General features: G+C 65.4%; 19 protein-coding genes. 7 read left to right on the forward strand and 12 right to left on the reverse strand.

The features are described 5' to 3' along the window. Positions 1 to 56: 56 nt before the first annotated feature. A complete protein-coding gene (locus tag FJ414_RS15145) occupies positions 57 to 677 on the forward strand; it encodes a LysE family translocator (RefSeq protein WP_140645179.1) in 621 nt (206 codons plus the stop codon). Positions 678 to 681: 4 nt separating this feature from the next. Here FJ414_RS15145 and FJ414_RS15150 read toward each other — a convergent pair whose 3' ends face one another. Further along, positions 682 to 1,476: a 1-acyl-sn-glycerol-3-phosphate acyltransferase gene (locus FJ414_RS15150; protein ID WP_140645180.1), complete on the reverse strand. Its 795-nt coding sequence runs from the start codon at positions 1,474 to 1,476 to the stop codon at positions 682 to 684. A 162-nt stretch (positions 1,477 to 1,638) separates the two neighbouring features. Then, positions 1,639 to 2,541 (reverse strand): LysR family transcriptional regulator, encoded by a 903-nt coding sequence (locus tag FJ414_RS15155; RefSeq protein WP_140645181.1) that lies wholly within the window; start codon positions 2,539 to 2,541, stop codon positions 1,639 to 1,641. Between the two features lie 101 nt (positions 2,542 to 2,642). On the opposite strand from FJ414_RS15155, the gene FJ414_RS15160 reads away from it, so the two are divergent. Next, a complete protein-coding gene (locus FJ414_RS15160; protein WP_140645182.1) occupies positions 2,643 to 3,263 on the forward strand; it encodes a pyridoxamine 5'-phosphate oxidase family protein in 621 nt (206 codons plus the stop codon). On the opposite strand, the gene FJ414_RS15165 is transcribed toward FJ414_RS15160, so the two are convergent. The 3 genes from FJ414_RS15165 to ftsE form a co-directional block, all read right to left on the reverse strand. Beyond that, positions 3,260 to 3,988 (reverse strand): YdcF family protein, encoded by a 729-nt coding sequence (locus FJ414_RS15165; protein ID WP_140645183.1) that lies wholly within the window; start codon positions 3,986 to 3,988, stop codon positions 3,260 to 3,262. The two genes, FJ414_RS15160 and FJ414_RS15165, sit on opposite strands and share 4 nt — an antisense overlap. Before the next feature lie 157 nt (positions 3,989 to 4,145). After that, on the reverse strand, positions 4,146 to 5,138 hold the full coding sequence (locus FJ414_RS15170; RefSeq protein ID WP_140645184.1) for an ABC transporter permease: 993 nt from the start codon (positions 5,136 to 5,138) through the stop codon (positions 4,146 to 4,148). After that, positions 5,131 to 5,790: a cell division ATP-binding protein FtsE gene (ftsE, locus tag FJ414_RS15175; RefSeq protein ID WP_140645185.1), complete on the reverse strand. Its 660-nt coding sequence runs from the start codon at positions 5,788 to 5,790 to the stop codon at positions 5,131 to 5,133. Before ftsE ends, FJ414_RS15170 begins: the two co-directional genes overlap by 8 nt. Positions 5,791 to 5,970: 180 nt before the next feature. On the opposite strand from ftsE, the gene FJ414_RS15180 reads away from it, so the two are divergent. The 3 genes from FJ414_RS15180 (at position 5,971) to FJ414_RS15190 (ending at position 7,755) form a co-directional block, all read left to right on the forward strand. Beyond that, the gene (locus FJ414_RS15180; RefSeq protein ID WP_140645186.1) at positions 5,971 to 6,600 is read left to right on the forward strand and encodes a hypothetical protein; all 630 of its coding nucleotides are present in this window, start codon (positions 5,971 to 5,973) and stop codon (positions 6,598 to 6,600) included. 157 nt (positions 6,601 to 6,757) lie between these two features. Next, positions 6,758 to 7,300, forward strand: a complete 543-nt coding sequence (gene hpt / locus FJ414_RS15185; protein WP_027167478.1) for a hypoxanthine phosphoribosyltransferase — start codon at positions 6,758 to 6,760, stop codon at positions 7,298 to 7,300. Positions 7,301 to 7,383: 83 nt separating this feature from the next. Further along, positions 7,384 to 7,755, forward strand: coding sequence for a response regulator (locus FJ414_RS15190; RefSeq protein ID WP_140645187.1), 372 nt, complete (start codon positions 7,384 to 7,386; stop codon positions 7,753 to 7,755). Here the strand turns inward: FJ414_RS15190 and FJ414_RS15195 are convergent. Next, positions 7,738 to 8,691: a DMT family transporter gene (locus tag FJ414_RS15195; protein ID WP_140645188.1), complete on the reverse strand. Its 954-nt coding sequence runs from the start codon at positions 8,689 to 8,691 to the stop codon at positions 7,738 to 7,740. The two genes, FJ414_RS15190 and FJ414_RS15195, sit on opposite strands and share 18 nt — an antisense overlap. 368 nt (positions 8,692 to 9,059) lie before the next feature. On the opposite strand from FJ414_RS15195, the gene FJ414_RS15200 reads away from it, so the two are divergent. Beyond that, positions 9,060 to 9,938 (forward strand): LysR family transcriptional regulator, encoded by an 879-nt coding sequence (locus FJ414_RS15200; protein ID WP_140645189.1) that lies wholly within the window; start codon positions 9,060 to 9,062, stop codon positions 9,936 to 9,938. A 136-nt stretch (positions 9,939 to 10,074) separates the two neighbouring features. Here the strand turns inward: FJ414_RS15200 and FJ414_RS15205 are convergent, their stop codons facing one another. The 5 genes from FJ414_RS15205 to argH all read right to left on the reverse strand — a co-directional run bounded on the left by FJ414_RS15205 (position 10,075) and on the right by argH (position 16,829). Further along, on the reverse strand, positions 10,075 to 12,684 hold the full coding sequence (locus FJ414_RS15205; RefSeq protein ID WP_140645190.1) for a TIGR02302 family protein: 2,610 nt from the start codon (positions 12,682 to 12,684) through the stop codon (positions 10,075 to 10,077). Positions 12,685 to 12,798: 114 nt separating this feature from the next. Then, complete coding sequence (locus FJ414_RS15210; protein ID WP_140645191.1) at positions 12,799 to 13,740, reverse strand: threonine/serine dehydratase; 942 nt, start codon at positions 13,738 to 13,740, stop codon at positions 12,799 to 12,801. A 28-nt stretch (positions 13,741 to 13,768) separates the two neighbouring features. Then, a complete protein-coding gene (lysA, locus tag FJ414_RS15215) occupies positions 13,769 to 15,037 on the reverse strand; it encodes a diaminopimelate decarboxylase (protein ID WP_140645192.1) in 1,269 nt (422 codons plus the stop codon). A gap of 55 nt (positions 15,038 to 15,092) precedes the next feature. Continuing rightward, a complete protein-coding gene (locus tag FJ414_RS15220; RefSeq protein ID WP_127253283.1) occupies positions 15,093 to 15,299 on the reverse strand; it encodes a lipoprotein in 207 nt (68 codons plus the stop codon). 129 nt (positions 15,300 to 15,428) lie between these two features. Next, positions 15,429 to 16,829 (reverse strand): argininosuccinate lyase, encoded by a 1,401-nt coding sequence (gene argH / locus FJ414_RS15225; RefSeq protein ID WP_140645193.1) that lies wholly within the window; start codon positions 16,827 to 16,829, stop codon positions 15,429 to 15,431. A 33-nt stretch (positions 16,830 to 16,862) separates the two neighbouring features. Between argH and FJ414_RS15230 the strand changes: the two genes are divergently transcribed. Then, complete coding sequence (locus FJ414_RS15230; protein ID WP_140645194.1) at positions 16,863 to 17,546, forward strand: TlpA disulfide reductase family protein; 684 nt, start codon at positions 16,863 to 16,865, stop codon at positions 17,544 to 17,546. 5 nt (positions 17,547 to 17,551) lie between these two features. Here the strand turns inward: FJ414_RS15230 and FJ414_RS15235 are convergent, their stop codons facing one another. Further along, a complete protein-coding gene (locus FJ414_RS15235; RefSeq protein WP_140645195.1) occupies positions 17,552 to 19,996 on the reverse strand; it encodes an EAL domain-containing protein in 2,445 nt (814 codons plus the stop codon). Between the last annotated feature and the right edge of the window lie 93 nt (positions 19,997 to 20,089).

Genomic DNA, 20,089 nt, shown 5'->3' on the forward strand with positions numbered 1-20,089 from the left:
ACGGCCATGACGATCCCTCGTAAATCCTGTCGCATCGCGGCAGGAGGAGGTACGGCATGGCCGACGGCATCTTGGGCGAAGCGCAGCCCTGGCAGCAAGTGGTGGCGCTTATCGTGGCCGCGACGGTCGTGATGGGCAGTCCGGGACCGGCGACGATCAGCGTCACCGCCATTGGCGCGGCGTTCGGCCTGCGCCCTTCCCTGCGTTACACGTCTGGCGTGGCGCTCGGCACGATCGCCGTGCTTCTGGCGGTGGCGGCCGGGATTTTCGGCATGCTGACCTCGCTGCCGGTTCTGGCGCCGGTGCTGGCGACCGCCTCGGCGGCCTACATCCTTTATCTCGCTTTCAAGATCGCGACCGCGCCGCCATTGGCCGAGCGCGGCAGCATGGCGACGAAACCTGATTTTGTCGGCGGCTTCATGCTCGCCATCGCCAATCCGAAAGCCTATGTGGCGATCGGCGCCGTGTTCGCCGGCGCAGCGTCGCGGGCCGATACGCTCGGCGTCTCCACCAGGCTAGTGGTGCTTGCCGCGATGATCGTCGCGATCCATGTGGCGTGGCTGCTTGCCGGAACGGCTTTCGCGCGCTTCCTGCGCCATCCGCTGGCCTCGCGGATCATCAATCTGGCGTTTGCCGCCACGCTCGTGCTGACGACCGCGCTGGCGGCGTTGCGGTAGCCGATCAGGTCTTGGCGGTCGCGCCGAGCTCCGCCAGCCGCTTCAGCGCCGTCGGCGGCATGGGCGGCGGGTTCGGCGCTTGCGCCGCCTCGACGAGCATCTGGTCGCAGGCGGCTTCGGTCTCGCCGATCAGCCGCTGCATGAATTCGTCCCTGCCGAGACCGGGCGGGATCGGCGGCAGGAAGCGGGCCTTGATGGTGCCGGGATAGCGCAGGAACTTGCGGCGCGGCCAGTAGAGGCCGGCGACATGGGCGACCGGCACCACCGGCACGCCCAGTTGCGAATAGATCTCGACAATGCCGTATTTGTAGGACGGCTCGGCGCCCGGCGGGCGGCGCGTGCCTTCGGGGTAGATGATGAGCTGGCGCGGATTGCGATCCATTTCCTGCCTGGTGGCGGCAACGACCGCCTTCAGCGCCTTCGAGCGGCTGCCCCGATCGACCGGGATCATGCGCATCTTCATGATGTACCAGCCGAAGAAGGGGATCCAGGTCAGCTCGCGCTTCAGGATGTAGAGGGCATCGTCGAGATGGGGGAAGAAGGCGATCGCGTCCCAGAAGGACTGGTGCTTCGGCGCCAGGATGAAGGAGCCTTCGGGCAGGTTCTCGACACCCGTGATCTCACTCGTCGTCGCGGCGATCTTGTCATAGAGCCACATCGAGGTGCGCGACCAGAATTTCGGCACGAACCAGGCGCGGTGGCGCGGCGACAGGAAATAATAGGGCGTCCAGAAGATCATCTGGACGATCAGGTTGAGATAGAAGACGAGGTTGAACGCCAGCGAGCGGATGATGAGCATGCAAGGGGCCCGTGAGGAAGTGTGCGTTGGTTACACCAAGCGGCGGCAAAAAGGAAACGGCACGGGGGTCGAATGCCGGCCACTCTTGTTTGCCGCAATTCCGGACGGAGGGTTACGGCGAAGTCGCCGAACCAAACCGCGATGCATTTTTCCTGGAATTGCTTAAAGCGACCGCGCCAGCCGCTCCTTCAGGCGCGGTGCCGCAAAATCGAGGAAGGCGCGCAGCTTCACCGGCAGCCGGCCCTGGCCGGCATGAACGAGGCTGACTGGCCAGGGCGGCGGCTCGAACGGCTCCAGCACCACCCGCAGCGCGCCGGCGCGCACGGCAGCGTCGGCCTGGTAGGACAGAACCCTGGTCAGGCCCAAGCCTGCAATCGCGGCATCGATCGCCGCCTCGGCGGTGTTGACCTGCAGCCGCGAGCGGACCGGCACCACGATCTCCGTCTTGCCCGTGCCGAAAGTCCAGGTCGCGGGCGCGGCGAGACCTTCGAAGGTGACGCAGTTGTAGCCCGCGAGCTCTGATGGTTTCTCCGGCGTGCCATGTAGGGCGAGATAGGCGGGACTTGCGCAGACGATGCGGCGGATCGAGCCGACGCGGATTGCAACCATGGCCGAATCCGGCAGCTCGCTGATGCGCACCGCCAGATCGATATGCTCCTCGGCCAGTTGGGTGATCCGGTCCGACAAGGTCAGGCGGACGTCCACTTGCGGATAGACGGCGAGAAAGCCGGTGATTACCGGCAGCACGTGCAAGCGGCCGAAGACGACCGGCGCGGTGATGGCCAACTCACCGGTTGGATTGAGGTATTCGCCGGCAGCAGAGCGCTCGGCCTCGCTCACCTCGTCGAGAATGCGGCGGCAGGCGATGAGATATGACTGGCCGGGATCGGTCAGCGTCAGTCGCCGCGTCGAGCGGTTGAGCAGGCGCGTCCCTAAGTGCTTCTCCAGTTCGGAGAGCTTGCGGCTGACGGTCGGCAGCGGCACCCCGGCGCGGCGCGCCGCGGCGGACAGGCTGCCGGCCTCAACCGTGGCGACGAACAGGGACATGGCGTCGAGGCGATCCATTATTCTTCCGAAATCTGGAAAGATAGATTGCGAATATGCCCTCTACATCCGATTTTCGAAAGTGGCTAATTGATGTGCGATCCTGTCTGAGGAGCGCCAGCATGAATGAATTCACCAGCGACGTCGCCTTCACGCCGACCGTCAAGGCCATCCAGTCCCGCAAGGGGTCACGCGACTCCTATGCGCGCGTCGAGCAGCGCGGCGGCTGGCGGGCGACGATCACTGCCGACCTCGCCGCCTTCATCGAAGCGCAGACCAGCGTGTTCCTGGCGACGGCAAACGCCGAAGGCCAGCCCTACATCCAGCATCGCGGCGGGCCTGCTGGCTTCCTCAAGGTGCTCGACGAGCACAGGATCGGCTTTGCCGACTTTTCCGGCAACCGGCAGTTCATCACCCAGGGCAATCTCGAGGACAACGACCAGGCTTTCCTGTTCCTGATCGACTACATGCTCAGGCAGCGCATCAAGATCTGGGGCAGGGCGGGTGTCGTCGAAAATGACCCGGAGCTGACCGCGAGGCTGATGCCGTCGGATTACAAGGCGCGGCCGGAGCAGGCGATCCTGTTCACGGTCACGGCCTGGGACGCCAATTGCCCGCAGCACATCCCGCAGCGTTTCGAGGCGGCGGATGTCGCGGCGGCGCTGGCCGAGCGCGACCGGCGCATCGCAAGCCTGGAGCAGGAGATTGCGCGCCTGCGCGAGAATGCGGCGGCTAAGGTTTAGTTCTTCGCCACAGTCGATGCTTCCGCCAGCGTGACGCCCTCGGGCGCCGCGCGGAGCGGCAGGAAGCCGCGCGCCAGCGACAGTACATATTTGCTGTATTCGGTCACCAGCACGCGCAGTGCTTCCGGCTTGGTCAGCCAGCCGCCATTGCCGAGATTGGTGTTGACCACCGGATAGGGCTCGAGGCGCGCGCCATGCAGCAGCCGGCCCATTTCGAGCAGGCTGCGCGGCATGTGGTAATTGTTGGTGACGATGATGATGCTGCCATAGGCGTGGTTCTCCACCCATTTGGCGCTTTCCTCGGCATTGCCGATGGTGTCGAGCGCGGCGCGGTCGATATCGACGCAGCAGGAGAAGAGCTGCTTGTCGCCGCCCATTGCCGCCTGCAGCTGGCGCTTGGTGGCCGATGGATGGACGCCGCTGATCAGCAGGCGTTCGCCTTTGCCGGAGGCCAGCAGGTCCATCGCCGCGTCGAGCCGCGACTGACCGCCGGTGAGCACGATGATGGCGTCGGCCCTGGCCGGGTTGAGCGGGGTGGTCATGTGGCTGACCTTGTCGGCGAACCAGCCGAAGCCGCCGGCAAAAAGCACCAGCGCGGCGAGAACGATGAAACCGCAGACGCGCAGGGCAAACCTCAAACGGCCGCACGTGGCGGAAGCAGCGGCGCGTGCATGCACCACCGGCATCCGTCCAGTTGTCCCGATCGACTCCCGCGCTTCCATCATCCCCAGGTTAATCCCGAAAGCATCCCATGGTTAACTCCGAAATGCGGCCTTTGATAGGTAAGACGGCGCACATTGCGTTACGGCAAGTGTCTCATCTGTGATCGTTGTCCTGTTTGGATATAACGCTTTGCGCCGATTTTCGGTCTGAACTCATGGGTCAGCCCGCATCCGGTTGGCGAACCTCGATGTCGCTGAGATAGGTGACGACGGTCGCGTGCGAGGTCGCCGCTGTCAGCGCGCCGATCACCAGCACCATCAGGCCGACGCCGAAATAGCCGGCGGAACCGATGGCGAAATTGCCGAACAAAGCGGTCGCCTGGTCGGCCTGGGGCGTGGCCATGTTGCGCGACGACCACCAGGAAAAGACGATGAAGACGGCGATCGCCAGAGCGCCGCCGGCAGCCGCGCCCTTCATGCCGGTGACCAGGAAGTGCCAGCGGAATTCGCGCGCGATGAAGCGCGCCTCGGCGCCGACGAAATGCAGCACCTCGATGATATGGCCATTGCCGGCCATGGCGCCGCGTGTTGCGAACACCACCGTCAGCACGGTCGCCGACAGCATCAGCACCAGCACGGCGATGCCGATCGTCACCGTCGTGTGCGCCATGGCGACCAGACGGTCGACCCAGGTACGATGATCGTCGAGCGCGGCGGTCGGGATCTTGGGTGTGATGGCGGCGCGCATGGCGGCAAAGTCCGGCGGGCTGGCCTCGTCGATGGTGACGATGATAAGGCGCGGCACCGGCAGTTCATCGATGTTGAGGCCGCTGCCCAGCCATGGCTCCAGAAGGCGCGCCGTCGCCTCGCGGTCGATGATCCTGGTGCCCTTCACGCCGGGGAACTCGCCGGCGATCTGCGAGGCCTGCGCAAGGGCCGCCTCCATGTCGAGGCCGTCGGCCGGCTTGATCTGGATCGTCGCCTCGCGCGAGATCTGGTTCTCCCAGACGGAGGCGGTATCGCGCACCAGCGTCACCGCGCCGAAGGTGAGGCAGGACAGGAAGGTCATGATGGCGATGACCAGCACCAGCGCCCGCCCGGCGATGTTCTGCGCCGGCACGATCGGCGCCGTCTTGCGCTGCACACGCCGGACCGTCACCGGCGCCTCGGCGTCGGCTTCATCCTGCAGGCGATCGGCCGGAAAGTCAGTCATAGACGTCCAGCCTTCCGCCGGCCAGAATCATGCGGCGCGCATCGACCTGCTCCATCAGGCCGAGGTCGTGGGTGGCGATGACCACGGCTGTGCCCAGCCGGTTAAGCTCGATGAACAGCCTGAGCAGCCGACGCGCCAGCGGCGGATCGACATTGCCGGTAGGCTCGTCGGCAAGCAGGATCTCCGGCTGCTCGATCAAGGCCCGGGCAATCGCGGCGCGCTGCTTCTCGCCGCCCGAAAGCACCGGCGGCAGGACATGCATGCGGTCGCCGAGGCCGACCCACTTCAGAAGCTCGGTCACGTCGGTGCGATAGCTCGCTTCCTCGCGCCCGCGCACGCGCAACGGCAGCGCGACATTCTCGTAGGTGGTCATGTGGTCGAGCAGGCGGAAATCCTGGAACACCACGCCGATGCGGCGGCGCAGCAGCGGCAGTTCGCCGCGCGGGATGCGCGAGCGGTCCTTGCCGAAGATGGTGATCAGGCCGCGCGTCGGCTTCAGCGACATGAACAAAAGGCGCAGCAAGGTCGTCTTGCCGGCACCCGAGGGGCCGCTCAGGAACTGAAAGGAGCGCTCCGGAATGTGCAGGGAGATGTCGCGGAGGATCTCCGGACCCATGCCATAGCGGAGGCCGACATTTTCGAAGCGGATCACGTTCGGCGACCTGAAACTTTCGGCGGCGACGCGCCACAATCTACTTTAACAGACCATCGGCCGGCATGGTTAACCGGCGGTTAATTTTGCAACGTTCAGCGCGCATCAAAGCCATTCCGGTGGGGAAGCGTTAACCAATTCCGTTTACGCAAAAGAAACGAAGACTGCACTGGTGCCGTAATGGCTGACGAGAGAACCGCGCGCCCTGTTTCCGGCGAAATCATGACCGGCACGGCAACAAATGCCGCGCCGGAGCGCGTCATGTTCGATGCAGCCGATATCGTCGATGCCGATTATGTGGTGCTGCCGCGTTTTGCCGCGGCGCCGTCGGCGCCCCCGCCGCAGATCCCTCCGACGCCGCCGATCAAAGGCATGGGCATGCTGCGCAAACCGGAAGCCGCGCCGTCGCGATCCTCGCGCGGCGGCCCGACGTTCTGGATTGCCGGCGTCGGCATAGCGCTGATCTCCTTCTGGGTGTCGGGCGGTCATGCGCTGGTCCGGCAGAGCCCCTTTTGGGCAGCCGCGGCGCCGGCAAGCGCGCTCACCATTTCCGGCGTAACGTCGCGCATCGATGAATCGGGCTTGAAGCCGGTGCTGTTCGTGGATGGCGAGGCGGCCAATGACGGGACGAGGCCGCAAACGCTGCCGCCGCTCGAAATCCGCGTCACCGACAACAATTCCAACATCATCCGCTACAGGCTGGGGACATCCAACCGCTCGCTGGCGCCCGGCGAAAGATTCGGCTTTTCCAGCCGCTTCGATGTGCCTAAAGACGGCGTAAGAACCGTCTCCGTAATCTTCGCCGGCTAGACGGGTCGATATTCAGGTGAGGCCGGCCTGCAAATAGCGGCTTCCTGCGCTTCCGGCCTTCGCCGGCCGAAGCACTTAGGAGTGGCGTAGCAGTTAAATTGAGGCTACGGCCGGCGCAGGTCGGTGCTCACGTACGCCGATTTTTGAAGGAAAAACTATGCCAGTTGTGCGTGGCAAGGACATTGAGGTCCTGTTTTCGGCGTCGGCGATCGCGCGCCGCAATCTCGAGCTCGCCAAGGAAATCGCCGGGCGCGACTATCACGACCTGCTGGTGATCTCGATCCTCAAGGGCTCGTTCGTCTTCGCCGCCGATCTCATCCGCGCCATGCACGATGTCGGCCTGTCGCCGGAAGTCGAGTTCATCTTCATTTCCAGCTACGGCGCCGGCACCACGAGCGGCGAGGTCAGGGTGCTGCGCGACATCGACAATGAGGTCGCCGGCCGCGATGTGCTGTTGATCGACGACATACTGGAATCCGGCAAGACGCTTTCGTTCACCCGCGACCTGATGCTTTCGCGCGGCGCCAAGAGCTGCGCCATTGCCGTGCTGCTCGACAAGCGCATGCGCCGCCAGACCTCGCTCAACGCCGACTATGTCGGCTTCGACTGCCCGGACTATTTCGTCGTCGGCTACGGCATGGATGTCGCCCATGCCTTCCGCGAACTGCCGTTTGTCGGAGTGGTCAAGGGCGACGCCTGAGGAGGCGCAGGAGTCGTTCCGAAAAGCCGCCGTTCGTTAGAATTTTCAGAAAACGTCAACGTTTCGGCGGCATCTATCTCGGCATGGCAAAGCTTCTGATCGTCGAGGACGATGAGTCCGTCCGCACCCTCGCCGCCCGTGCCCTGGAGCGCGACGGCCACAATGTCACCATTGCCACCGACGGGGCGCAGGGCCTGGACATGATCCGGCAGGCCCGTGGCGGCTACGATCTGGTGGTGTCCGACATCCGCATGCCGGAGATGGACGGCATCGAGATGGCGACGGCGGCCGCGAGAGAATTCCCGACGATGAGGATCGTGCTGATGACCGGCTATGCCGATCAGCGCGAGCGCGCCGAGGAACTCAACGGCATCATCCTCGATGTCGTGCAAAAGCCGTTCACGCTGGCCGAGATCCGCGCCCGTGTCGGCAAGGCATTAAGCTGCTTCGCTTGAGACCGCGCCGGCCGCCGGCGCGGCCCTTCGCCGACGTCCGCCGCCGAGCGCAAGCAGGCCGGCGCCGATGATCAGCGCCGCGCCGAGCACGGTCGTTTCGCGCGGCACCTCGGCGAAGAACAGGAAGCCCCACAGCGGCGACCAGAGAATGCCGGTGTATTCGAACGTGGCGACGCGGTTGGCCGGCGCCATGCGGTAGGCCTGCGACAGCAGGATCATGCCGGCGGAAGCGACGAAGCCGCAGGCGGCCATCTTGAGGAAATCCGGCATCGTCGGCCACACCCATGGCCGCACCAGGAACTCGACGCTCGGATGCGCCGCGTGGGTGATACCGGCGAGATGAAAGACGGCCGCGACGGCAATGGCGCCGCTGAGGTAGGCGCCGTTCTGGTAGAAGGCCATCACAGTCGATGATTCGGTGTCGCCGATGCGGCGCGCCATCAACTGCGAAAAGCCGTAGAGGAAGGCCGAGCCCAGCGACAGCAGCGCCGCCCAGTCGAACACGCCGGCGCCTGGACGCACCATCACCAGCACGCCGACCAGGCCGATCAGCACGGTCGCCAGCGTCTTCCAGGAGACGCGCTCGCCGAGATACGGACCGGCCATCGCCATGATGAACAGCGGCGCCATGAAATAGAGCGCCACCGCGTCGGCCAGAGGCAGGGCGGCGATCGCCAGATAATAGACCGTGTAGGACGAGAACTGGATGAAGGCGCGCAGCGTCAGCATGCCGAAGCGCTTCGACAGTACCGCCTTCAGGCCGACATCGGCCTGGACGAGCACGATCAGGATCGGCAGCGCGACGATGGCGCGGATCGCCATCACCTCGGTCACCGGATAGCCGCTCGACACCGCCTTCACCAGCGGATCCTGCAGCGAAAAGACCAGCACGCCGAGGCAGAGGCTCAGAATGCCTAGCACCATCCGGTTCTGCATCAATGTCGGCCCCCCGCGAGCCGTTGGTTATTCAATTCAAACAATTCCGGACGGAAAACCGCTGGACACTTTTCCTGGAATTGCTCGTAGAGCAGGATGACGCTTCGTTGAACCGCCATCCTGCTCCAACTGTTGTCGTTTGAGCATGATCTTGTCCGAAAACCGGTTCCCACTTTTCGGCATCATGCTCGTAAAAAGAACCCGCTACCATTTTCAGGCAGCGGGTACGAGTGAGGACTCTTCGATTGGTCCGCGGCCGATTTCGCGGTCGCATATCCAATGGGTATGGCGACTATCCTGCGGCGTTTGACATCTTGCAAACGAATTGGAATGATGCCAGCAATCAAATTTTCTTATGGCGGAAATCGATGAAACCCGTGCTCGACAGCGACCTCCTGCGCACTTTCGTGGCGGTGGCCGAAACCGGCAATTTCACCCGCGCGGCGGAGAAAGCCGGGCGCACGCAATCAGCCGTGTCGATGCAGATGAAGAAGCTGGAGGACATGGTCGGCGACGATCTGTTCGAGCGCGGCTCGCGCGGCGTGGCGTTGACACGCCGCGGCAGCGAATTGATCTCGAACGCCCGGCGGATCGTCTCGCTGCTCGACGAGACGGCCGCCTCGCTGGTGGCGCCGCCGCTCGGCGGGCTGGTGCGCATTGGCATCCCGGCCGAATATGGCCGGTCGATCCTGTCGCGGGCACTCGGCGAATTCGCCAAGCGCCATCCGCGCGTCGAGGTCACGGTGCGCTACGCGCATTCTGATTCGCAGGTGAGGGCGCTCGCGGCGGGCGAGCTCGATCTCGCGGTGGTGTTCGAATGGGAGGGCTCTTCCGGCGGCGAGGTGCTGATGCACGACCCCACGGTGTGGGTGACGTCGACGCTGCACCACATGCATGAGGAACGGCCGGTGCCGATCGCGCTTTACAGCCGCAACGGCTGGTGCCGCGACTTCGCCATCAAGTCGCTGCAGCAGCGCGGCCTCGACTACCGGGTCGCTTATACGAGCGACACCAATGGCGGCCTGACGCTCGCCGTCACTTCCGGCCTAGCGATCGCGCCGATCTCGCGCAGCAACATCCCGGACGATTGCCGCGAGCTGACGGTCGCCGACGGCTTCGGCGACATCGATTCCTCCAACGTGGTCCTGCACCGCAATCCGCTGGCGACCGGCGAGGCGATCGACGGCATGGAGAATGCGATCCGCGAGGCCTTCATGCTGACCCGGCAGATACCGGCCGGTCTTTGAATTCTGCAACTGTGTCCGGTTTGGAGCGGTTTGCCGATAGAATTCGCGCGCCTTGGCGATGTCGAACATGCGCAGGATCGGGGTGACGGATCCAAGTTTCGGCGTAGGTGACGGAAATCCGAAAGGCGTAGCGAGCTTACTTCAGCTCCAGCAGCCGCTCGAGATAGCTGCGCTCGATATCGGGGCTGAGCGCATTGCCAAGCCGCTTGCGGATCGCGTCGAGGATCTGGCGCGCGCGCTGCACGTCGATCTCGTCGGGAACCTTGACCGAGGTGCCGTCATCGGGGCCGTTGGTGGCGCGCGGCCGCCCCAGCGGATCGCGGTCGGCGTCCTGCTGGCGGCCGCCCTGTTCGCTGCCGCCCTGATCGCCCTGCATGGCCTGCATCTGTTTCATCATGTCCTTGGCGCCACGGCGCAGCGCTTCCAGCGCGCGGCCCTGGTGGCCGACGGCCTGGTCGCCGTCGCCTTGGCCCAGCGATTGTTCGGCATTGCCCATCGATTTGCCGGCCTCGCCGAAGCCCTCATTGGGCTCCATGCCCATGCCCTCGAGTCCCTTCTTCAGCTGGTCGAGCTCGCTCTGCAGCTGGCCCTGGCCTTCCTGCAACTGCTTCAGCGCATCGGCCAAATCCTTCGGCGACATTTTCGGACGTCCGAGCGGATCGCGGTCCTGGCCGGGGCCGGGCCGCTGCTGCTGGTCGTCGAACTGGCCCTGTTCGCCGTCCTCGCCAAGCTGCTGTTGCTCGCCGCCTTCGCCACGCTGCCCGCGCTGCATCTGGTCCAGCCGGAAGGTGTCGTTCATCATTTCCTGCTGGCGGCGCATGATGTCGCCGAGCTTGTCCATCTGCTGTCGCAGCTCGCTGTCCTGCTCGCCGCCCTGCTGCTGGCGGCCGGCCTGCAGGTTGTTCATCATGTCCTGCAGCTCGGAGAGAAGCTGCTGGGCCTTGTCGCGATCGCCCGATTTGGCCAGATTCTCGATCTGGTCCATCATGCGGTCGATATCGCTCTGGCGCAGCTCGCGGCCGTTCTGCTGCATCTGCGGCGCGTTCGGGTTCTGTTGCGCGCGCTGGGCGAATTCCTGCAGGAACTGGTTCATCGCCTCGCGCAGTTCCTTCATCGCCTTCTCGATCTCCTGATCGCTGGCGCCGTTCTTGATGGCATCCTGCAACGCCTGCTGCGCCTGGCGCAGCCGCCGCTCGGCGGCCGACAGATTGCCTTCCTCGATGCCGAGCGCGATCTCCCACAGATAGGACACGACGTTGCGCAGCTGGTCGTCGCTCTCGGAGAGCTTCAGCCGGCTCCTCGCGCTCATGATGGCGAGATAGTTCGACATGTTGTCGAACGTGTCCTCGGGACGCAGCGTGATCGCGTCCATCAGGTCGAGGACGCGCGGCTTGGCATTGGTGTCGAGCGCCAGCAGCCGGCGCTGCTCGATCACCGCGCGGGCGAGCGGATTGGCGAAAGGCCGCTCCGGCATCACCATTGTCTTGGTTTCGCTGGTCGCGGTGTGGCCGGCATCGTCGGTGACGCTCAGCGTCAGCTTGATGTTGGTGCCGGCCCAGACATGCTCGGTCAGGTCCTTGGTCGTCTTGGCCGCGTTCGCCTTGCCGCCGCGGCGCGGCAGCGTCAGCGGCATGTCGGGCGCGCCGTAGAGCGGATGGGCGTTGGCGGCCGGCGGGTTCGACGGCTCGAAAACGGCCTTGGCGGAGGCGGCGCCGTAGTCGTCGTCGATCTGGTAGCTCAGCTCGATGGCGCCGTTGACCGCGCGCTTCGGCTCGCCGACGAAGCGGATCGTCGGCGGCTTGTCGGGAATGACGGCAAAGGCCCAATGGCCGAGATCGCCCTCGCCGGATTTCAGCGTCAGCGTGCCGTTGGTGTTCAGCTTGCCGGAGAACTGTCGCACCTTTGGCGCCGTCTGGCTGGCGGCGGCGGGCGCGGTCCCCTCGGCTGCTCCGGGGGGCGCCGCGGGCTCGATGGCGCGGTCATTGCCGCCTTGATCGGCATAGCTCAGCGTTTCCTCGCCCGAGCCGCCAGTGACGCGCAGCGAAACGTCGCTGCCTTGCGGAACGGAAAAGGTCTGGACGGCCTGGTTGGCATCGGCGGTCAGGAACAGCGGCGCCTTGCCGGTATAGGCGGGCGGCGTCACCCAGGCGTCGATGCGCGGCGGCACGGCGTCGTGCGCGGCGCGGGCGACAAAAGCGTCGCTGATCCTGCCGCCAAAGGGTCCGAAGGAGAAGGCCAAAGCCGTGACGAACAGCAGCCCCGCCACGGCGCGCAGGCCCCAGCGGTCATGGTCCGGCACGCCGGTGCGCGGCCGGTCGGCGCCGAGGCTCGAAAGCCGCTCGGCCATGCGCTTCTGGTGCTCGCGCCACAGCGCCTGCGAGAAGATGCTGTCGGCGCCGCTTGGCCGGTCGGTCTGCACCTGCACCGGGCTGTGCAGCAATTCGTTCGCCGCCTCGATGCGCCTGTCGACCTCGGCGGCCGAGGGCATGCGGAAGAAACGCAGCGGATAGAGCGCCGCGACCGCCGCCAGCGCGAACAGGATCAGAAGGCCGATGCGCGCCGAGTCCGGCAGGCGCGGGAAAAGGCCGAACCACGAAAAGCTGAAAAACAGGCTGGCGACGACCAGCAGCGGCAGCACGAGCGGCCAGGCGCGCTCGAAGGTCATCGAGGCTCGCGTCGCCAACCGGCTGAGCGCCAAGCGCCCGGCCAGGCCGCGTTTGCCGCTGGAAATGGGTCGTTCGGTCATCGGCCCTTCCTGCCCGGCCACAATAGCCCGGACGTCATCACCAGAAGGATACCAGCAAACACGGCAAAGGCGAGGCGGGTTCCAAAAACGTGAAGCGGTTTGGCCGGGTTATGATCAGAAATTGGCGGGATTCGTGTTGGAACCGCAGACGAGGATCGCCACGCGCTCGCCCTCCGCCGGCACATAGCGCCCGGAAAGCATGGCGGCGAAGGCCGCGGCGCCACCGGGCTCGGCGATGATTCGCACGCGGTCCCACAGCGCTTTCTGCGCCGCGACGATGTCGTCGTCGCTGACCAGGATCGAGCGTTCGACGAAGGCCTCGGCGATCGGGAACATCATTTCGCCGACGCGCTTCGGCGCCAGCGAATCGGCGGCAATGCCTTCGGCGGGCGCATCGACCGGCTGGCCGGCCTCCAAAGCGCGGTAAAGCGTCGGCGCCCCCTCGGGCTCGATGGCGACGATGCGGATGCGTCCCGAGAACCAGGCGGCGATGCCGCCGATCAGGCCGCCGCCGCCCACGGCGACCAGCAGCGTGTCGATTTCGGGCAGGTCGGCTTCGATCTCCAGGCCGAGCGTGCCCTGGCCGAGCAGCGTTTCCTCCTGGTTGAAGGCATGGATCTGCAGGGCGCCGGTCCTGGCCGCAAAATCCTCGCTGGCGGCGAGCGCCTCTGCATAACGCGCGCCGACGACCACCAACTCGGCGCCGTAGCCGCGAATGCGCGCGAGCTTCGCCGGCGGGCTGACCTCGGGCACGAAGATGGTCGCCTTGTGGCCGAGCTTCATGGCGGCATAAGCGACGGCGGCGCCATGATTGCCGCCGGACGCGGCGACCACGCCGGCCTCGGGCACCTGGCGCTCGAGCAGGTTGGTGAAGGCGCCGCGCACCTTGAAGGACCCGGAATGCTGCAGGCATTCGAGCTTGAGATCGACCGGAAAGGCGGGACGGCCGAAATCCGCCAGGTCGACGCGCATCACCGGCGTGTGCCGGACAAAGGGGCGGATGCGCGGTTCGACAGCGGCGATGCGCTCGCGCGTGATCGTCTTTTTTTCCAGCATGGCCAGCTCCTTAAGGCGCGCCGCTCGGTTATTTCAGCCAGTCGGGGACCGAATCCAGTCCGATCAGGTCCTCATAGGTCTGGCGCGGCCGCACGACGTGAAAACGGTCGCCGTCGACTAGCACCTCGGGCACCAGAAGCCTGGTGTTGTAGGTGCCGGCCTGCACCGCGCCATAGGCGCCGGCGGTGGAAACCGCGATCAGATCGCCTGCCTTCAATCTTGGCAGGTCGCGGTCGAGACCGATGAAATCGCCGGTCTCGCAGACCGGGCCGACGACGTCGACCTTCATGCGCGGCGTGGAGGCAGGCGGCTGCACCACCGGCCGGATGTCGTGGAAGGCGTCATAGAGCGTCGGCCGGATCAGGTCGTTCATGGCGGCGTCGACGACGAGGAAGTTCTTGGCGTCGCCTTCCTTCACATAGATGACCTCAGACACCAGGATGCCGGCATTGCCGACGATCAGGCGGCCGGGCTCGAACATCACTTTCAGGCCAAGATTGGTGACGTGCTTCCTGACGATCTCGGCATAGGCGTCGGGCAGGGGCGGCGGGCTGTTGTCGACGCGGTAGGGAATGCCGAGGCCGCCGCCGAGATCGACATGCTCGATCGAATGTCCGTCGGCGCGCAGCGCCCCGACCAGTTCGACCAGCAATGCGAAGGCATCGTCGAACGGCTGCAATTCGGTGATCTGGCTGCCGATATGGGTGTCGATGCCGGTCACCCTGATCCCGGGCAGTTCAGCCGCGCGGGCATAGACCTGCCGCGCGCGCTGCCACGGAATGCCGAACTTGTTCTCGGCCTTGCCGGTCGAGATCTTCTTGTGGGTCCTGGCATCGACATCCGGATTGATGCGCAGCGAGATGGGCGCCACCTTGCCGAAGGCCACGGCACGCGCCGACAGCAATTCCAGCTCCGGCTCGGATTCGACGTTGAAGCAGAGAATGCCGGCGGAAAGCGCGAAGTCCATCTCGCGCGCGGTCTTGCCGACGCCGGAAAACAGGATCTTGCTGGCCGGGACGCCGGCGGCCAGGGCGCGGCGCAATTCGCCTTCGGAGACCACGTCGGCGCCCGCGCCCTGCCTGGCCAGCGTCCTCAGCACGGCCTGGTTGGAGTTCGCCTTCATGGCGTAGCAGACCAGCGCGTCGAGGCCGGAAAAGGCCTCCTTGAAGACGCGGAAATGCCGGGTCAGCGTCGCCGTCGAATAGCAATAGAAGGGCGTGCCGACCTCGGCTGCGATGTCGGGGATGGCGACGTCCTCGGCGTGGAGCACGCCGTCGCGGTAGTCGAAATGGTTCACGGGGTTCGGTTCCGGAGGGTTGAAGCTCGATGAGATCGGGTCGATCTCATCGGCTCTAGAGCAGGGGATCGAGGATGAACTTCCTGTCCTTGACCGGTTTTTCCGGCTCGGGCGGCACCGGCTGCTTGGCCTTTTCCGCATCCTTGCGCGCCTGCTCCGCCGCCTCATACGGCGTGTCGAGGCCGGTCTTCCTGCCGCAGGCCGTGACGGTGACAACCGCCGCCAGCAGCGCCAGCGTCACCAAAATCCTGCTACGGGTCATCGATCCATCCGTTCGAAACTGTTTCTTGTGACGCCGCTTTTAGCCGAGTTTTCAGCGCTTTGCATCCCGGCAATTGCTTTGATGCATGTCGTTGTCCCAGAACCGCTGCACAGTTCTGGGCGACATGCATTAAGCCTTGGCGAGCCGCTTTTTCCAATAGCGGATCTGCTTTCGCACTTCCGACGGCGCGGTGCCGCCGAAGCTTGTGCGGCTCCTCACCGAATTCTGCACGGCAAGCACCGAAAAGATGTCGTCGGTGATGCCTGGATGGATCGAGCGCAGATCGTCCAGCGAGAGCTTTTCCAGCCCGACCTTCTTCTCCTCGGCAAGCGCCACGGCGCGGCCGGTGACATGATGGGCCTCGCGGAAGGGCAGGCCGAGATTGCGCACCAGCCAGTCGGCAAGGTCGGTCGCGGTGGCGTGACCGGCGCCGGCCGCCTTCTTCATGGCGGCGGCGCTGACGGTCATGTCACGCACCATGCCGGCGGTCGCCGCCAGCATCAGGTCGAGCGTCTCGGCAGCGTCGAAGACCGCTTCCTTGTCTTCCTGCATGTCCTTGCCATAGGTCAGCGGCATGCCCTTCATCACGGTCAGCAGACCGACGAGATGGCCGTTGACGCGGCCGGTCTTGCCGCGCACCAGCTCGGCGGCGTCCGGGTTCTTCTTCTGCGGCATGATCGAGGAGCCAGTGGAGAAGGAATCCGACAGGCGGACGAAGCCGAATTGCGGCGTCGACCAGATGATGATCTCTTCGGCGAGCCTGGACAAATGCGTCGCGCAGATCGCGGCGAGGCTCAGGAATTCGAGCGCGAAATCGCGATCCGAAACGCTGTCCAGCGAATTGCGCGTCGGCTCGCGGAAACCCAGCGCCTTCGCGGTCATGTGGCGGTCGATGCCGAAACTTGTGCCGGCAAGCGCCGCCGCGCCGAGCGGGCTTTCGTCCATGCGCTCGATGGCGTCGCGGACGCGCGCGAGGTCGCGGCCGAACATCTCGACATAGGCCATGCAATGGTGGCCGAAAGTCACCGGCTGCGCCGCCTGCATATGGGTGAAGCCGGGCATGACGGTCGCCGCATGTTCCTCGGCGCGTTCGAGCAACGCGGCGATCAGGTCCTTCAATGCCCGGGCGACGCGCTGGCATTCCTGCTTGACCCAGAGCCTGAGGTCGACCGCCACCTGGTCGTTGCGCGAGCGGGCGGTGTGCAGGCGTCCCGCCGCCGGGCCGATCAGATCGGCAAGGCGGGCCTCGACATTCATGTGGATGTCTTCCAGCTTGGTCGAGAATTCGAACGTGCCGGCCTCGATCTCTTTCAGGATCGTGTTCAGCCCGTGAGCGATTTTTTCTTGATCTGCCGCCGAAATAATGCCCGTTTCGGCCAACATCTCGCTATGGGCGATCGATCCGCTTATGTCCTGCGCATAGAGCTTGCGGTCGAAGCCGATCGACGCGTTGATCGCTTCCATGATTGCGGCCGGACCCGAGGCAAAACGTCCGCCCCACATCTGGTTGCTGGCCTTCTTGTCGCTCATCGCTATAACCCGTGCTCCGGAGCAGTTTTGAAAATGGCAGACGGCAAGAGATTCTTTTTTCCGGCTACGCGCCTCATCCTGGCCGCCTTGCTGGCGGGCGTGCTGGCGGGCGCGGTCGCGGTATATGTCAGCGAGAGCGGTTCTGGCAACAACGCTCCCGAGAAGGTCGCTGTTGCCGCCGGCAAGGACGACGCCGCCTGCGCGGCCAAGGCCGGGCGCGCCAAGCAGATCGCCGCCAAGGCCGTCGGCCAGGTGGCCGCGCTGCAGCCGGCCGACCCGCCGCAGTCGCTGAAGAGCCTGGCCTTCAACGGCCCCGACGGCAAGCCGATGACGCTGGCCGACCATGCCGGCAAGACGGTGCTGCTCAATCTATGGGCGACATGGTGCGCGCCGTGCCGCGCCGAGATGCCGGCGCTCGATATGCTGCAGAAGGAAAAGGGCGGCAATGCCTTCGAGGTGGTCGCGGTTAATGTCGACACTGGCGACGACACGAAGCCGAAGAAGTTCCTCAACGAGATCGGCGTTCAAACGCTCGGCTTCTACCGGGACCCGACGATCGCGCTGTTCAACGAGGTCAAGACGCGCGGGCTGGCGCTCGGGCTTCCGGTCACCATGCTGATCGACGCGGATGGCTGCCTGATCGCGCATATGAACGGCCCGGCCGAATGGTCGAGCCCTGACGCCAAGCGGCTGGTGGAAGCGGCGCTGGAACCTTGATCGTATCAGGCCGAGCGCGCCGCCGCGGCAGGCTCGAGCATCAGGATGCTGCCGCCGCTCCTGACGCCGGCAGGCTTGACGCCGTCATCGGCGGCCGGAACGCCCGTCAGCTCGCCGAACGCCTCGATCGGGCCAGGCCTGCCGAGATAATATCCCTGGCCGATGTCGCAATCCTCGGCATCGAGAAAGCGCAGCTCGTCCAGCGTCTCGACGCCTTCGGCCAGGACCGGCAGGCCGAGGCCGCGCCCCAAACCCAGCACGGCGCGCACGATGGTCGCCACCTGGTCGTTGCGGTCGACCGATTTGATGAAGGATCCGTCGATCTTGATCTTGTCGAACGGGAAGGCGCGGAGGTTGGACAGCGACGAATAGCCGGTGCCGAAATCGTCCATCGCCACGCGCACGCCGAGCGCCTTGATCTGGCGCAAGGTGGCCAGCGCCCGCGGCATGTCCTTCACCAGCGCCGTCTCGGTGATCTCGAGCTCGAGCCGGCCCGCCGCGAGGCCTGAACGAAGCAGCACCTCATGCACCCGGCGGCTGAAATCGAGGTTGTGAAGCTGCACCGCCGAGACGTTGACCGCGACTGTCAACGGGTTCTTCCATGTCGCGGCCTCGTTGCAGGCCGTCGCCAGCACCCACTCGCCGATCTGAGCGATCGAACCGCTATCCTCGGCCACCGGGATGAACACCGAGGGCGGAACCTCTCCGCGTTCGGGATGCTGCCAGCGGAGCAAGGCCTCGAAGCCGATCATCCTGCCGCTGCTGATTTCCTTCTGCGGCTGGTAGACGAGCCGGAATTCGCCGCGCGCCACGGCCTGGCGCAGGTCCTGCTCCATGATGCGCCGGTCTCGCGCCTCGGCGCCCATCGAGGCCTCGAAGTAGCGGAACGTATCCTTGCCCTCGGCCTTGGCGCGATAGAGCGCGGTGTCGGCATGGCTGATCAGCGCCGCCTGTTCGTCGGCGTCGAGCGGGTAGAGCGCGATGCCGATGCTGGCCGAAATCATGCCGCCGGGCGACAGCCGGTTTTCCTGACGCAGCGCCGAAAGCACCGCTTCGGCAATGCGGCCGGCCGCCTGCGGGTCGGGAAGGCTGGGGGCTATGATGGCGAATTCGTCGCCGCCTAGCCGGGCCAGCATCTGGCCGTGGCGCAGCACGCCGGAGGCGCAGTGAGCCACCTTTTGCAACACGGCGTCGCCGGCGGCGTGGCCGAAGAGGTCGTTCACTTCCTTGAACCGGTCGAGATCGAGAAGCATGAGCGCCAGCTGGCCGTCTTTGCCGCCTTCCGCGGACGCGGCGATCTCGGCTTCCAGGCGGCCGGTGAAGCTGCGGCGATTGGCAAGCCCGGTGAGCGGGTCGTAATGCGCGAGGCGCATGATCTCCTGCTCGGCCTTCCTGCGCTCGCGAATATCGCGGACGGCAACGACCAGGTGCGGCTTGCCGCAATAGTCGATGCTCCTGGCGATCAGTTCCACCGGAATCCGGCTGCCGTCCTGGCCGCGCAGGTCGACCTCCTGCGCCTGCCCGTTGCCGGCGGCGACGGCGGAAGCAATCCGCTCGCCGAACAGGTCGCCCAGCGTCATCGCGTCCAGCGTGCCGGCGGCGATACCGCTCAGCGCAGCGATGCTGTCATTGGCGCTGACGATGCGGCTGCCGTCGCAGACGATGAGGCCTTCGACGGCGGCATTGGCGAGGCCGTGCATACGCTCCGCCTCTGTCCTGTGGCGGCGGAAGCGCAGGTCGATCCACAGCGCCGTGGCCGACAGCACGAGGATGACGAGGCTTGCCGCCGCGGCGGCAAAGGCCTGCGACATCGGCGCAATCGTGAATTTCGAGATCTCGATCGAGGAATCCGGATAGATCGAGACGGCGGCCATGGCGATGAAATGCAGCGTGCAGATCGCCAGCGTGAGCAGGACAGCGCCGGCGACCGTCGCCTGTGTGGACGGTCGGCGCAGCACGACAAGCATGGAGAGCGCGGCAAGCGTTACGCCCGAGGCCAACGACGCGGCGACCAGCAGCCGGTTCCAGACGATCCGGCCTTCGACCTCGAAAGCCGCCATGCCGGTATAATGCATCGCCGCAATGCCGATGCCGAGCACGGCGCCGCCGACGAGGTAGTGGTCGATGCTACCGCGCACCGTCGCGATCCACATACCGGCCGCGGTCAGGATGACGGACATCGCCAGCGAAGCCACCGAAAGCTCGGCGTTGTAGGCGTTGGGTATTCCCGGCGTGAAGGCGATCATGGCGATGAAGTGCGTCGCCCATATGCCGAAGCCGGTCGACGCGGCTGCAATCAGCAGCCACACATGACGGTTTCGGCTCGTCGATTGGTCGACATGGCGAAGCAGGTTGACGGCGGAGAAACAGGAGATTCCGCAAATGAGCGCGGCCAGTGCCACCAGTCTCAGGTCGTGCTCGTTCACGATGCAATTATAGACGGTCAGCATCTTGCTTCACCTGATCTTCCCCCATCAATCAAGGCAACATGATTGATTAGGGCTGGACGGCTGAAGAATCGATTATGCTGCCCGCAACCGCTG

This window comes from Mesorhizobium sp. B3-1-6 (genome assembly GCF_006439555.1).
Taxonomy (GTDB): Bacteria; Pseudomonadota; Alphaproteobacteria; order Rhizobiales; family Rhizobiaceae; genus Mesorhizobium.

What these genes read in the sequence shown, in the direction of transcription:
- FJ414_RS15145 (WP_140645179.1), top strand. Translation starts at nt 57, where the DNA reads ATGGCCGACGGCATCTTGGGCGAAGCGCAGCCCTGGCAGCAAGTGGTG.
- FJ414_RS15150 (WP_140645180.1), bottom strand. Translation starts at nt 1,476, where the DNA reads ATGCTCATCATCCGCTCGCTGGCGTTCAACCTCGTCTTCTATCTCAAC.
- FJ414_RS15155 (WP_140645181.1), bottom strand. Translation starts at nt 2,541, where the DNA reads ATGGATCGCCTCGACGCCATGTCCCTGTTCGTCGCCACGGTTGAGGCC.
- FJ414_RS15160 (WP_140645182.1), top strand. Translation starts at nt 2,643, where the DNA reads ATGAATGAATTCACCAGCGACGTCGCCTTCACGCCGACCGTCAAGGCC.
- FJ414_RS15165 (WP_140645183.1), bottom strand. Translation starts at nt 3,988, where the DNA reads ATGATGGAAGCGCGGGAGTCGATCGGGACAACTGGACGGATGCCGGTG.
- FJ414_RS15170 (WP_140645184.1), bottom strand. Translation starts at nt 5,138, where the DNA reads ATGACTGACTTTCCGGCCGATCGCCTGCAGGATGAAGCCGACGCCGAG.
- FJ414_RS15180 (WP_140645186.1), top strand. Translation starts at nt 5,971, where the DNA reads ATGGCTGACGAGAGAACCGCGCGCCCTGTTTCCGGCGAAATCATGACC.
- hpt (WP_027167478.1), top strand. Translation starts at nt 6,758, where the DNA reads ATGCCAGTTGTGCGTGGCAAGGACATTGAGGTCCTGTTTTCGGCGTCG.
- FJ414_RS15190 (WP_140645187.1), top strand. Translation starts at nt 7,384, where the DNA reads ATGGCAAAGCTTCTGATCGTCGAGGACGATGAGTCCGTCCGCACCCTC.
- FJ414_RS15195 (WP_140645188.1), bottom strand. Translation starts at nt 8,691, where the DNA reads ATGCAGAACCGGATGGTGCTAGGCATTCTGAGCCTCTGCCTCGGCGTG.
- FJ414_RS15200 (WP_140645189.1), top strand. Translation starts at nt 9,060, where the DNA reads ATGAAACCCGTGCTCGACAGCGACCTCCTGCGCACTTTCGTGGCGGTG.
- FJ414_RS15205 (WP_140645190.1), bottom strand. Translation starts at nt 12,684, where the DNA reads ATGACCGAACGACCCATTTCCAGCGGCAAACGCGGCCTGGCCGGGCGC.
- FJ414_RS15210 (WP_140645191.1), bottom strand. Translation starts at nt 13,740, where the DNA reads ATGCTGGAAAAAAAGACGATCACGCGCGAGCGCATCGCCGCTGTCGAA.
- FJ414_RS15220 (WP_127253283.1), bottom strand. Translation starts at nt 15,299, where the DNA reads ATGACCCGTAGCAGGATTTTGGTGACGCTGGCGCTGCTGGCGGCGGTT.
- argH (WP_140645193.1), bottom strand. Translation starts at nt 16,829, where the DNA reads ATGAGCGACAAGAAGGCCAGCAACCAGATGTGGGGCGGACGTTTTGCC.
- FJ414_RS15230 (WP_140645194.1), top strand. Translation starts at nt 16,863, where the DNA reads ATGGCAGACGGCAAGAGATTCTTTTTTCCGGCTACGCGCCTCATCCTG.
- FJ414_RS15235 (WP_140645195.1), bottom strand. Translation starts at nt 19,996, where the DNA reads ATGCTGACCGTCTATAATTGCATCGTGAACGAGCACGACCTGAGACTG.